Annotated in this window: 2 protein-coding genes; both read right to left on the bottom strand. The window is 66.4% G+C overall.

Annotation, left to right across the window (positions count from 1 at the left end; genetic code table 11):
• Position 1 precedes the first annotated feature (1 nt).
• A complete protein-coding gene (locus AERO9A_RS15005) occupies positions 2-9,478 on the bottom strand; it encodes a non-ribosomal peptide synthetase (RefSeq protein WP_159972747.1) in 9,477 nt (3,158 codons plus the stop codon).
• Between the two features lie 50 nt (positions 9,479-9,528).
• Entirely contained in the window at positions 9,529-14,334 is a 4,806-nt protein-coding gene (locus tag AERO9A_RS15000; protein WP_159972746.1) for a non-ribosomal peptide synthetase, read from the bottom strand.
• Positions 14,335-14,397: the final 63 nt, after the last annotated feature.

Here is a 14,397-nt window from a genome sequence, read left to right as displayed (position 1 = left end):
TTCAGTCTTCCATCTCTGCCAGCAAACGCTGCATCTCATCCAGTGCCTGGTCGGTCGAAGGCCGCTGCGGGTTTTCGATCTGTTCGGCCAGGCCGGCAATGGTCGGGTTATGGAACAGGCTGCGCAGCTCGACCTTGACCCCGAAGCGGCTCTCCACGCGGGTCATCAGGCGCATCGCCAGCAGCGAATGGCCGCCCAGCTCGAAGAAGCTGGTGAGCACACCCACCTGCGGCAGGTCGAGCAGTTCTTGCCACAGCTCGGCCAGCTCACGCTCCAGCGCCGTGCGTGGCGCCACGCCCTGCTCGGCCTGCGTTTGCGGCGCTGGCAGGGCCTTGCGATCAATCTTGCCGTTGGCATTGAGGGCCAAACGCGGTAGCTGGATAAAGCCGGTCGGCACCATGTAGGCCGGCAGCAGGCTTTCCAGATGACGGCGCAGCGCTGCCTCGTCCACCGGGCTCGGGCTTTGCAACCAGGCAAACAGGCTGTGACTGCGACCATCGAGCATCACCACCGCCTCTTCCACACCGGGGTAACGGCGCAGCAGCGATTCGATCTCCCCCGGTTCGATACGGAAGCCGCGCACCTTGACCTGGAAGTCGGCACGACCGACATAGGCCAGGCGCCCGTCGCCGCGTCGGCGTACCAGGTCACCGCTGCGGTACATGCGGCTGCCAGGTTCGCTGGCGAACGGATCGGGCAGGTACGCCGCTGCGGTAATAGTCGGCGCACGCTGGTAGCCACGGGTCACCCCGCTGCCAGCGATATACAGCTCGCCGGTGCTGCCCAGCGGCACGGGCCGCAGGCATTCGTCAAGCACATAGCAACGGGTGTTGAGCAGCGGCATGCCAATATCGGCAACCCCAGCAGGCAGCTCACGCAGCGCCTGGGTGGTCGACCAGACGGTGGTTTCCGTCGGGCCATAGGCGTTGATCAGTTGCACGCCCTTGGCTTGCAGCAGTTTGACCAACTCGGCCGGCACCGCTTCACCACCGATCAGGCCGCGCAGGGCCGGCCAGTCGTCACGCCCGGTTTCCAGCAGGAGCTGCCAACCGGCTGGGGTGGCCTGGAACACCGTGGCACGGCGCAGCAGCTCGAACAGGCGGTGACCGTCGACCACCTGCTCGCGCCGCGCCAGGAGGATGGCCGCGCCCTTGAGCAGCGGCAGGAACAGCTCCGGCTTGCACATATCGAAGGCGTAGGTGGTGCTGGCCAGCCAGACGTCCTCGACCGTCAACGGCAACTGCTGGTCGAGACCGGCGAGCAGATTGCTCAGGTTGCCACGGGTAACCTGCACGCCCTTGGGCGTGCCGGTGGAGCCGGAGGTGTAGATCACGTAGGCACGCTGCTGCTGCGTCACCGGCAAGGCCAGGTCATGCGCGGGCTGTGCATCCAACGGCAGGTGCTCGACGAGCGTGCTGTCGACTGCTCCCAGCACTTCGGCACAGGCCTGCTCGCTGAGCACCAGTGCAGGCCGTGCGTGCTCGATGATGAAACGCAGGCGTTCGCCCGGCTGCTGTGGATCCAGCGGCAGGTAGGCTGCACCTGCCTTGTGAATCGCCAGGATGCAGGGCAGCAGCCAGGGGCCACGGGTCAGGCACAGGGCGATCAGGTCGTCGCAACCGACCCCCTGGGCGCGCAGCCAGTGGGCCAGGCGGTTGCTCAGGGCATTGAGCTGGGCATAGCTGTAGCGCTGCTCCTGGCAATCCACCGCCAGAGCGTCTGGGCTCTGCAAGACCTGGCGCTCGAAGCGGGCGATCAGATCCTCGGTTTCGCTCAGGGTGTGCGCTGGCAGGTTCCACGGGCGGCGAGTCAGGGCATGATCGGCATTGGCCAGGTCGATGTCCCACAGCCGCGCCTCGGGTCGCGCCAGCATGCCTGCGAGCAGGTGACGGTACTCGTCGGCGTAGCGCTGCATGGTGCTGGCGACGAACAGCTCGGTGTTGTACTCCAGCACGCAGTGCCAGGCGCTGCCGTGCTGCTCGATATGCAGGCCGATGTCCACCAGGGCGCTGTCGCTCTCGACATCCAGACGCTGCGCAGCCAGCCCGGCGAAGCCCTGGCCAACCGCCGCCACGTCGTCACGCTGGATCAGGTTGAACAGGGCCTGGAACAGCGGCGTATGGCTGAGATCACGACGTACCTGCAAGGCCTCCACCAGCCGCTCGAAGGGCACGTCGCCGTGCTGCTGGGCGCTCAGGTGGGTGGCTTGCAAGGCCTGCCAGAACGAGGCCACCGATTGCAGCGGATCGATCTGGCTGCGCAGCACCTGGGTGCTGGCGAAATAGCCGATGAGGTTGTCGGTGTGCGCCTGCTGACGCTGCGCCACCGGCAGGCCGATCCACAGCTCACGCTGCCCGGAATGCCGGGCCAACAGCACCTTCCACGCGGCCAGCAGCGGCGCGAAGGCGGTCAGGCCATGGCGCTGCGCGGTGGCGCGCAGGCGCTCGACCAACTCGGCAGGCAGCTCGAAGCGCAGGCGCCGCCCGTGGTAGCCCTGTTCGGCAGGACGCGGCAGGTCAGTGGGCAGATCCAGCACCGGCGGCTCGCCGGCCAGAGTCTGCCGCCAGTAGTCCAGTTGCGCCTCGATCAGCGCCTGCCCGGCAGTGCTCTGCCAACTGGCAGCGACATCGCTGAACTGCAGCGGCAGCGGCGCCAGCGCCGCCTGGGTGCCACTGAGCTCGGCCTGGTAAAGGCGTTGCAACTCGTCGAAGAAGATTTCCAGCGAACGGGCGTCAGCGATGATGTGGTGCAAGGTGGCCTGCAACACACTCTGCCCCTCGCCCTGGTACAGGCGCACCCGCCACAGCGGCGTAGCGCTCAGGTCGAAGGCGCGCTGCGCCTCCTCGCTCAAGGTGCGGGCGAAGGCCGGCGCATGCACATCCTGCTGCAAGGGTGCGACGCTGAGCAGCGGGCCGTGCCACTGCACGACCTGCTGCCGCGCGCCTTTGTCCGTCTCGCTGAACACGCTGCGCAGGCTGTGCTGGCGCTGCACCAGTTTTTCCAGTGCGCGCTCCAGTACATCGGCTTGCAGGTTACCGTGCAGGTGCATGGCCAGGGACAGGTGGTAAGCCTGGGTGTCGCCCTGCAAGCGGTCGAGGAACCACAGCCGCTGCTGGGTGAAATGCAGCGGCGCCGCAACCTCGCCAAATGGCCGCAGGATACTTTCGTCTGCCCCCTCGGCAGCGGCCAGGCTGGCCGCCAGCTCACGCAGGGTCGGGCACTCGAACACGCTGCGTAGCGGCAGATGCCGCCCGTAGCGCTCGGCGAGGCGCGCCGCCATACGCGCCGCCAGCAGCGAATGGCCGCCGAGGGCGAAGAAGTTGTCGTCTGCACCCACCGCGTTGCAACCGAGCAGCTCGCACCAGAGTTCGGCCAGTTGCGCCTCCCAGGGCTGGCTCAACTCGCCGTCGCGCTGCCCTTCATGTTGGATGGGCGCTGGCAGCGCCTTGCGCTCGACCTTACCACTGGGGCTCAGCGGCAGCGTGTCGAGGCGTACGAACTGACTCGGCAGCATGTAGTCGGGCAGGTGTTGTGCCAGTTGCTCACGCAGCACGGCATCAGTCAGCTCGCCCGCCGCCTGGGTGACCGAGTAGTAGGCCACCAGGCGCGCACTGTCGCCGCTGCCGAGCAGCACCACCGCCGCTTCGCGCACCCCGGCAACGCGCGCCAGCAGCGCTTCGATCTCGCCCAGTTCGATACGAAAACCACGCAGCTTGACCTGGAAATCCAGACGCCCCTGATAGTCCAGGCTGCCATTGGCATTGCGCCGCACGCGGTCGCCGGTGCGGTACATGCGCGCACCCGGCACGAACGGATCAGGCAGAAAACTCGCTGCGCTCAACCCCGGCGCGGCGAAGTAGCCACGGCCCAGGTTGGCACCGGCCAGGTACAGCTCGCCGGACACGCCCGGCGCCACGGGTTGCAGGTCAGCATCCAGCACGTAGGCGGCGGTATTGACCACGGGGCGGCCAATCGGCACCTCGACCCCGTCGCTATCGCCCTGGCGCGGCTCGAAGGTGCTGTAAACGGTGGCCTCGGTCGGCCCGTAACCGTTGATCACCAAAGCGCCACGGCGCTCCATGGCTTCGGCCAACGCGGTTGGCAGTGCCTCGCCACCGGAGATGGCGCGCACGCCCTGCCAACTGCGCTGGGTATGCGCCACCAGCATGCGCCAGGTGGCCGGCGTGGCCTGCATCACCGTCGGCTGGGCAGCCTCGATCAGGCGGTCGAGGGCTTGCGGGTCACGCGCCTGCTCACGGTCGGCGAGCAGGATGCTGGCGCCGCGACCGAGCGGCAGCAGCAGCTCGACGATGGCGATGTCGAAGGTCGCGGTGGTCAGCGCCAACACCTTGTCCTGCACCGTCAACGGCAGCACCTGCTGCACGCCGAGCACCAGGTTCATCAGATTGCCGCGCGCGATGGCTACGCCCTTGGGCTGGCCGGTGGAGCCCGAGGTGTAGAGCACGTAAGCGAGCTGGGCGGGATGTACGCTCGGCGCGCGGTAGGGCTGGCTGCTGGTCAGCGTATCGATATCCAGCAGCTCGACGGCACTGCCCCACTCGGCCAGTTCCGCCAGGGCCTCGGCATTGCTCAGGCACAACCGTGGCTGCGCGTGGGCGAGGATGTAGCGGCCACGCTCGGCTGGGGTGTCCTCGGCCAACGGCACATAAGCCGCGCCCGCTTTGAGAATGGCCAGCATGGCCATGGGCAGACGCGCATCACGCGGCAGGCGCAGGGCCACACGATCCTCGGTGCCGACACCACGGGCCTGCAAGGCGGCGGCCAGGCGCTCGGCCGCCTGATTCAATTGGGCATAGCTCAAGCGCTGCTGGCCGGCCTGCACGGCGATGGCCTCGGGCTGCTCGGCGACCTGCCGAGCGAAGGCCTGCAGGATGTCTTCGCGGCCCTGCACAGGCTCACCGTGCAAGCGCGCCAGCGCGCGCTGCTCGGGCTGCCAGGCAAGCTCACCGAGCACCTGCCGAGGTTGTTCGAGCACGGCGTCGAGCAGCGCCAGGTACTGATCGAGCATGGCGCCAGCGGTCTGCTCGCGGAACAGCTCGCTGCTGTATTGCAGGCTCAGGGCGATACCGTGTTCGCTGTCGCGCACGTCCAGATGCAGGTCGCACAAGGCACTGTCCGGGCGATTGTCGAGGGGCTCGGCGATCAGCTCGGTCAGCTCGAAACGCTCCAGGGCATGGCCCGGAAAATAGTTGAACATGGCCTGGAACAGCGGGTTGTAGCTGACCTGACGGGCCACGCCGAGCTGTTCGATCAGGTAGTCGAAGGGCAGATCCTGGTGCGACTGCACCGCCACCGACAGCGCCTGCAATTCGTTCATGTGCTGCAACAGGCTGGTCGTGCCGGAGAGCTTCTGGCGGTACACCAGGGTGTTGACGAAGCAGCCCACCAGCGGCTGCAACGCCGCATGGTGACGGTTGGCAGCCGGTACCCCGACGAGGATGTCGTGCTCGCCGCTGCGACTGCGCAACAGTAGCTGAAAGGCGCAGAGCATGGGGATGAAGTTGCTCCAGCCATGGCTTGCGCTGAAGGCCCGCAGGCGCGCCGCCAGCTCATCCGGCAGGCGCTGCTCGACGCGCCCGCCAGCCTGGCTGGCCTGCGCCGGACGCGGGAAGTCCGCCGCCAGTTCGAGCACCGGCAACTCGCCGGACAACTGCTCGCGCCAGTAGGCCAGCTCGTGCTGACAGGCGGTGCTGGCCATCCACTGGCGTTGCCACAGGGCATAGTCGGCGTACTGCATCGGCGCCTCGACCAACGCCGGTTTACCTCCCTGGCGCAGCTCGCGGTAATGGGCACAGAGGCCGTCGATGATCAGTTGCAGCGACCAGCCATCGGCGACGATATGGTGGCAGTTCAGCGCCAGCACATGCGCCTGCGGCCCCAGGCGATACAGGCAGGCACGCAGCAGTGGCGCGCTGTCCAGAGCGAACGGGGTCATCGCGTCCTGGCGCAGCAGCTCGTGCAACTGCGCTTCGCTGGCCACCTCGATCAGCGGCAGGGCCAGCTCGGCGCTGGCGAGGATGACCTGCAGCGGCTCGCCGCCGTCGCTGACGAAACGGGTACGCAGGACTTCGTGCTGATCGACCAGGGCCTGCAGCGCTGCCTGCAGGTCAACGATGTGCAGGTCGCCGCTCAGGCGCACCGCGCCGGCCAGGTTGTAGGCCGGGCTTTCAGGCTGCAACTGCTGAAGGAACCACAGGCGCTGCTGAGCGAACGACAACGGCAGGCTCTGCGGACGCGGCAGGCGCTTCGGCGTATTGCTCTCGCCGGCCTCCTGCTGCTCCAGCCACTCGGCCATGGCAGCGATGGTCGGGCGCTCGAAGACCACGCGCAGGGGCAGTTCCTTGCCGCTGAGCTTGCCAATCTGGCCGATCAGTTGCGTGGCCAGCAGCGAATGCCCACCCAGCTCGAAGAAGTGATCCTCAATGCCGACCCGCGCCAGACCGAGGACGGACTGCCAGGCTTCGACCAATTGCGCTTGCAGCTCGCTGCGTGGCGCCACGTAGCGCGCCTCGCTCTGTGCGGCGAAATCAGGCGCAGGCAGGGCCTTGCGGTCGATCTTGCCGTTGGCGTTGAGCGGCATGCGTTCGAGCAGCATGAAGGCGCTGGGCAGCATGTACGGCGGCAGGTTGGCGGCGACGAACTCGCGCAGCGCCTCGATGGAGGGCTGCGGCTCGGCCACCACGTAGGCCACCAGCACCTTGGCGCGCTGCTGGTCGTCACGGGCCAGCAGCACCGCTTCACGCACGCCAGGGTAACGGGTCAGGCAGGCTTCGATCTCGTCCAGCTCGATACGGTGGCCGCGAATCTTCACCTGGTGGTCGGTACGCCCCACATACTCCAGCTCGCCATTGGCTAAAAAGCGCGCCAGATCGCCGGTGCGATACAGACGGCTGCCGTCGTTGGCGATTGGGTTCGGCAAAAACACAGCCGCAGTGCGCGCCGGATCAGCCATATAGCCACGACCAACACCGACACCGGCGACGAAGATTTCCCCCACCGCGCCGCGCGGCACCGGCTGCAATTCGGCATCCAGCAGGTACAAGCGGTTGTTCAGGGTGGCGCGGCCAATCGGCACGCTGCTGCGCGAATCCGCCAGACGCTCGGTGAGCGGGTGGAAGGCCACGTCATCGGAGCATTCAGCCGGGCCATAGGCGTTCATCAGCGGGATGCTCGGGTAACGCTCAAACCAGCGCCGCGCCAGCGCTGGTGGCAGCGCCTCGCCAGTGGCCAACACCCAGCGCAGCGCGGTGTGCTCCAGGCCCGCGTCGAGCAGGCTCTGCATCAGCGACGGCACCGCTTCGAGAATGCTCACGCCATGCCGGGCGATGGCCTCGGTCAGCGCCTCGGGGTTCTGCACCACGCAGTCGCCGAGAATCACCGTGCGCGCCCCCAGCACCAGACCGGCCAGAGTCTGCCAGACGGAGATGTCGAAGCACTGCGGCGCGCTCTGGGCGATCACATCCTGCTCACTCAGGCCCAGGCCCGGCAGCTTGCCGAGGATGTTGTTGAGCATGCCGGCGTGAGCCACCATCGCCCCCTTGGGCGTGCCGGTGGAGCCCGAGGTGAAGATGCAGTAGGCCAGCGACAGGCCATGCACGGGGATGTCCAGGTCGGCATCGCTATAGCCGCTCAGGGCCGCCGACTCGTAGCGGATCGCCGCCGGTGGCTGGGCCATCTGCTGCAACGCCTGCTGGGCCAGGTCGCCCTGCTCGACGCCATGAATCAACAGCGGCGAACGGCTCTGGGTGAGCACCTGGGCCAGGCGTTGTGGCGGGTTGCGCGGATCCAGCGGCAACCAGCCGGCACCGGCCTTGAGCGTGGCGAGGATCATCACCACCAGGTCGAGGCCGCGCTCGTCGAGCAGCGCCAGCAAGTCGCCGTCCTGCACGCCATTGGCACGCAGATGACGGGCCAGGCGATTGGCCGTGCGGTTCAGTTGATCGAAGCTCAGGCTACGCTCGCCATGCACCACGGCAATTCGCTCAGGCGTTAGGCGCACTTGCCGTTGCAGGCGCTCGATATACAGCGGCTGCAACAGCGCCTCATCCGCCGCCACGTCGCCAGTGGCCCAAGCGTGCTGCTGGGCAATCTCCGTGGCATCGAGCATGGTCAGGCGTTGCAGCGGGGTGTCCGCGTCGCTGGCCAGGGCTTCGCCCATATTCAGCAGCAGCGTGCGGAAGTGGCGCAGCATCTGCTCGATTTCATCACGCAGGAACCAGTCGGTCTGGTAGGTCAACTGCAGGTGCAGGCGCTCGCCGGGCACAATCACCACGGTGATCGGGTAGTTGGTGTGGGTGCGGTTGGCCATGTCGCTGATCAGGTAGTCCAACTGGCCCTGGCGCAGGCTGGCGGAAATCGGCGCGTTCTCGAAGACGAACAGGCTCTGGAACAGATCCTGGCGTTGCACCTCGCTCCAGCTCTGGATCTGCGCCAGCGACACGCTTTCGTGCTCGCGCAGGCTCAGGTTCTCGGCCTGCAGGGCCTTGAGCCAGGTGCCGAGCGATTGTTGCGACTGCCAGTTCCAGCGCAGCGGCAGGCTGTTGATGAACAGCCCGACGATGCTTTCCATGCCCTGCATGTGCACCGGGCGCCCGGCCACGGTGACGCCGAACAGCAGATCGCGATTGCCGCTGTAACGCCCCAGCAGCAAGGCCCAGGCGCCCTGCACCAGGGTGTTGAGGGTGATGCCCAGACGGCTGGCGGCCTGTTGCAGGCCCTGGGTCTGCTCGACGCTGAGGTGTTCGACACAATCCTCCACCGGCTCCGGCGCATCAAGCACGCGCCCAGGGTGGCCGAAGCCGAATTGATTGGGCGTGTCGAAACCGGCCAGACGTTGCTGCCAGAAAGCCTGATGTTCTTCGGGTTTCTGCTGTTCCAGCCAGCGGATGAAGTCGCGGTACGGGCGCGGCTTGGGCAACTCCAGACGACGCCCCTCACGCGCGGCGCGGTAGCCGTCGAGAAAATCCATCATGATGATGGAGAAGCACCAGGCATCCATCAGGATATGGTGGTAGCTACGCACGAACTGGTAGGTGTCCGGCGCCAGCTTGAACAGGCGCACGCGCATCAGCGGCGCCTGGGTGAAGTCCAGCCCCTCGCGGCGCTCCTCGGCCAGCAGATGCTCCAGGCGCGCCTGCTGCTCGGCCTCGTCGATAGCCGACCAGTCCTCGTAGGTGATGGGCAGTTCGACCTGCTTGTGCACCACCTGCATGGGACGCTTCTGCTGCTTCCAGACGAAGGAGGTGCGCAGCAGTTCGTGGCGCTCCACCACCTGTGCCCAGGCCTGGCGAAAGGCGTCCAGATCGAGCTGCGGCAGCACCATGACATGGCGGTACTGCAGCAGGTACATGCCCTTGCCCGGATGCATCAGGCTGTGGAACAGCAGCCCCTGCTGCATGGGCGCCAGGGGGTAGATGGCCTCGATATTGCGGGAAAGTGCCTTGACCTTGTCGTTCATGCCGAGGGTCTCCTTGCCGTGAACTGGGGATGTGGGGGCGCCTGGGGTGGTCATTGCAATTGCTCCAGCAGGCCAAGGAATTCGTCGTCGGAAAGCCCCGAATCGGCGAAGTCGGCAGCAGTAGCGCGACCGGCTTGCGGATCCAGGCAGTGTTCGAGCAAGGCTTCGAGGCGCTGCTGAAATTGCTGCGCCAACTCGCGGATCAGCGCCTGTTCATGCACCTGCGGGGCGTAACGCCATTCGATATGCAACTGGCCCTGGTCGACCAATGCCGTCACATCCAGCAGATGAGTGCGGCGGGTGTCGGGGGCACGCATGGCCGGGCACAGCGGCTGCGCCAGGCGCCACAGACGCGAACTGCCCAACCACTGATCGACGCGGCCCAGGTAGTTGAAGGTGAGCAGCGAGGCGGCACCGAGCCCATGCTGCGGATCGAGGCGCAGCAGGCCATAACCGACGCCTTGCTCCGGCACGCGGCGCAGCGCTTCCTTGGCCGCGATGATCGCCTGCTCCGGCTGTTCGGCGGCGGCCACAGCCAATGGGTAGCGGCTGGTGTGCCAGCCCACCGAGCGCGACAGATCCGGGCCCTGCTCCCAGCCACTGCGGCCGTGGCTTTCCATCTCCAGGGTGACCTGCTCGCGCCCCAGCCACTGGCCGATCACGCCAGCCAGTGCGGCGACCAGCAGATCCTGCACCTGAGTGCTGTAGGCCTCATGGCAATCGCCTAGCAGCCGCTCGGTTTTCTCGGCGGTCAGCCTGGTTTCCAGCGTGCGGCTTGCGCCGTACAGGCTGACAGTGCGGGCGACTTCGCCCTCCTCGGCCAACTGCGCCTGCCAGTAGTCGCGCTGAGCCAAAACAGCCGGCTCCTGACGATGCTGCTGCAGAGCCTCACTCCAGCGATGGAAGCTGGCGGAAGCGGCTGGCAGTGCGGCCTGCGGATCGAGGTAGAGGCTTTCCAACTCCTCCAGCAGCACCTGCCAGGACACGGCATCGACCAGCAGATGGTGCGCCGTGCACAGCAAGTGCCCGCTGCCGGTGAAATAGACCCAGCGAATCAACGGCGCTCGATCCAGTTGCCAGCCCTGCTGCCACTGCTGCAACAGCGCGTCGTCCAGTGGTTGTTCGACCACCCGCAGCAGCGTGTCGGCCATCTCCGTCGACAGCGGCTGATAGCGTTGCTGCCAACCCTGCGCGCCCTGCTCGAAGACCAGGCGCAAGCTGCTGTGGCGCTGCAGCAAGGTCGCCAGCGCCTGGGCCAGGCGCACTGGCTCCAACGGCTCGTGCACCGCCAGCAACAGCGACTGATTCCAGTAGTGCGGCGTGCTCTGCTGCTGCCCGAAGAACCAGGCCTGGATCGGTGTCAGGGCGAAGGCCGCACTCGGCTCAGCGTTATCGGCCTTGCCGGTTTCCTTGACGCTGCTGAGCTGCTGCGCCTGCTCGGCCCAGCCGCTGACCGTGGGGAACTCGAAAATCTGCTTGGGCTTGAGCTGCAACCCCTGCTGTTTGGCGCGGGCGATGATCTGCAAGCTGAGGATGGAGTCGCCACCGACCGCGAAGAAGTTGTCGTCGGCTTGCAGATCGGGCTTTTCCAGAATCTCCCGCGCAATCGCCAGCAGGCGCTCGACCTTGGCCCGCTGCGGCGTTTGCGCCACCCGCGCCAGCGCTCGCACGCTGGGTTCGGCAAACAGTTGCTTGGGCGTAAGGCCAATCTGCTGCTGACGTGCGCGGGCGATGATCTGCAGGCCAAGAATCGAGTCGCCGCCATGCGCGAAGAAGTTGTCATCCGGGCCGATATTGGGGTTGCCTAACAGCTCGCGCCAAATCTCCAGCAAGGCGCGTTCGACTTCGTTCAGCGGCTGCTCGGCACGCGTTTCAACGCTGCGCAGCGCTTGCTCGGTCAGCGCCAACAGGGCCTGACGGTCGACCTTACCGTTGGCCAACAGCGGCATCGCCTCCAGGCAATGCCACTGCGCCGGCTGCATATAGTCAGGCAGACGTGCCTGCAACGCGGTCTGGATATCCGCCAGGGCATCGGCGGCAGCGACCAGGAAGGCCACCAGGCGATTGCCCGTCAGCGGCGTTGGCGCATTGAGTACGCGTGCATCCTCGACCTGCGGCAGCGCGAGCAATTGCGTCGCCACTTCCGAGGGCTCGACGCGGTAGCCACGAATCTTCACCTGCTCGTCCAGACGCCCGAGGAACAGCACACGGCCCAGATGATCGAGGCGCACCCGGTCGCCCGTGCGATACCCCCACTCACCGAAACGCGCCCGGTCGGCCTCGCTGGCGCTCAGGTAACCACGCGCCACGGTGGCACCTTCGATATACAGCTCACCACTGACCCCAGCCGGCAGCACGGCGCCATCGGGCCCACGCACGCTGACGCTCAGATTGGCCAACGGGCGACCAAGCGGTGCGTCACCCTCGCCTTCGACCTCGTGAGTCAACACACCCACGGTGGTTTCGCTGGGCCCATAGTGGTTGACGATGCGCAGATTCGGGCTCAAGGCGCGTAGCCGCGCCAGCAGGTCGGCGCCCAGGGCTTCACCGCCGACTACCAGGCACTGGCGTGGCAACAGGCGTTGCGGCTCGCTGGCCACCAGCAGGGCATTGAGGTGCGAGGGCACGATCTTCAGCATGTCCACGGGCTGCTGCCCGAGCAGCGCCGCCAGTTCCTCGGCGTCGAAGGCCAATGCTTCGTCCAGCAGGCGCAAGCGGCGACCGCTGAGCAACGCGCCGAACAAAGCAGTGTGGCCCAGATCCGTGGCGCAACTGGCCAGACTCGTCAGGCTGGCTTCGCTACTCAACTTGAGGCGTTCCAGGCAGGCGCTGGCGTAGTGGATGAGGTTGCTCTGGGTCACCTCCACGCCCTTGGGGCGCCCGCTGGAGCCGGAGGTGTAGACCACGTAGGCTGGCAGATCCGCAGGTAGACCGACACGCAGCGGGGCATCGCTAAATAGCGGCGCACTCGGCACAGCCAGCCACTGCACCGACATCGGTAACCAGTGCGGCCGTTCGCCCTCACCCACGCAGATCCTGGGCGTGCCATCCAGGCAGATATCCTGCAGACGCGACTCAGGCCACTGCGGATCGAGGGCCAGATAGGTAGCGCCGCACTGCCAGGCGGCAAGCATGTGCATCACCAGTTCGCGGCTGCGCGGCAGGCACAGGGCAATCCGATCGCCCAACGCACTCAGCGAGCCTTGCAGGCGCTCACCACGGGCGACCACCGCCTTGGCCAGCTCGGCGTAAGTCAATTGGCCCTGCTCATCCTCCAGCGCGACGGCCTGCGGACGCGCCATGCGCTGCTTGGCGAACGCCTGCCAGGCACTCTCTTGCGGCACCGGCAGCACCTCGCCAGACAACTGCGAACGGTGCTCGGGAGCCAGCCAGTTCAGCTCGGCGAAAGGCACGTCCGGCTGCTCCATAGCCGCCATGACCAGGGCAAGGAACTGCGCCTGGAAGCGCTCGACGCTCTCGCGCCGATACAGCGCCTTGCTGTAGCGCCAGCGCCCGATGAATTCCGGCAAATCATCGACGATCACCAGGTTCAGTTCGTGAGCCGCGCCGCGCTGCTCGCCGATCATGCGCTCGATGTAGCGCTCGAACGGCACGTCGCGCTCTTTATTGAGCGTGAACATGTGCTGAAACACCGGCGCCCTGCCCATCTGCCGGGGCAGATCGAGGTGCTTGGCCAAACGCGCGAAGGGATAGTGACGGTGACGCAAGGTCTGCCTGACGTTGGCCGCTACCGCCTTGGCCCATTCAGCGCTGGACAGGTCGCGACGCACACGGCAGCGCACCGGCAACGGGTTGACCAGATAGCCAGGCAGCTCGGCCTGCTCGCGCTTCAGGCGCCAGCCGCTCGGGGTGCCGAGCACGAAATCGTCCTGCCCGGACAGCACGCCGAGAAATTGCTGGAACAGCGAGAACCAATAGACGTAGGGCGTCACGCCCAGGCTTTTGGCCACCGCACGCAGGCGCTCGCTATTGTCCGCGCCAAAATGGAACGACAGCTCTCCACCCTCGAAGCCCTGACTGCTGCCATAGGCGAAATCGGTCGGCAGCTCCAGGCTCGGCACATCGGCCAACTGCGTTTGCCACCAGGCCAGCTCCTCGGCCTCGATCGCCTCACTGCGCACGTACAGATCGCAACACCAGTTGCGGTAGGCCTGAGGGTCGACATCGGCAAGCGCTTGCTCATCGACCAGGGCGAACAGCTCACTGAACACCACATCGAAGGTGGTCAGGTCGGAGGCGATATGGTGAATGCCCAGCAGTACCGTGTGTTCGGTACGGTCGCCAAGCTCATTGCGCAACAGCACCAGGCGGCTGACTTCACCAGCGGCCAGGTCAAAAGGCCTGTCGGCCAGCTCGATCACGCGGCGCTGAATGCTAGCCGCATCTGCGCCGTGCAAGGTTTCGCATTGCAGCGCTGTGGGCTGCGGGCGGCAGTCCCACTGCAGCAACTCCCCATCACGCTCGACATAGGCGCTGCACAACTGCGGGTAGCGCTGCTGCACCACCTGCCAGGCACGCTCCAGACGCACAGGCAGATCCACCCACAGGTATTGCGGCCTGACCCGCCCGGCCAGCGCGATGTTGTACGCGCAACTGTTCGGCTCCATGCGCTGCAGAAACCACAGCGCCTGCTCGTTATCGCTCAGTGGGCGCGCCGCGAAATAGTCTGGGCGACGTTCAAGCCACAGCAGAATTTCACCGCTGCGCGCCAGCAGTTCCTGTTCCAGATCGGCATTCAAGGCCTGCGGCGTAGCCGCCGCAACCATCAAACGCCCCTCATTCGCGGACAGGCGAATACCGCGCAGCCAGCAGTCACGCATCAGGCGATCAAGCATGTGTCGTCCTTCATCTTGCAGATTCGAGGTCTGCCGCCTTCGCGGCGGCATCGGGAGTGAGGG

It is taken from the genome of Pseudomonas sp. 8Z (assembly GCF_902506535.1).
In the GTDB taxonomy this organism is placed as follows: Bacteria; Pseudomonadota; Gammaproteobacteria; order Pseudomonadales; family Pseudomonadaceae; genus Aquipseudomonas.
Note: the sequence above shows the minus strand (reverse complement) of the source record. Positions and strands in the feature narration are given on the sequence as shown.

What these genes read in the sequence shown, in the direction of transcription:
- AERO9A_RS15005 (WP_159972747.1), bottom strand. Translation starts at nt 9,478, where the DNA reads ATGAACGACAAGGTCAAGGCACTTTCCCGCAATATCGAGGCCATCTAC.
- AERO9A_RS15000 (WP_159972746.1), bottom strand. Translation starts at nt 14,334, where the DNA reads ATGCTTGATCGCCTGATGCGTGACTGCTGGCTGCGCGGTATTCGCCTG.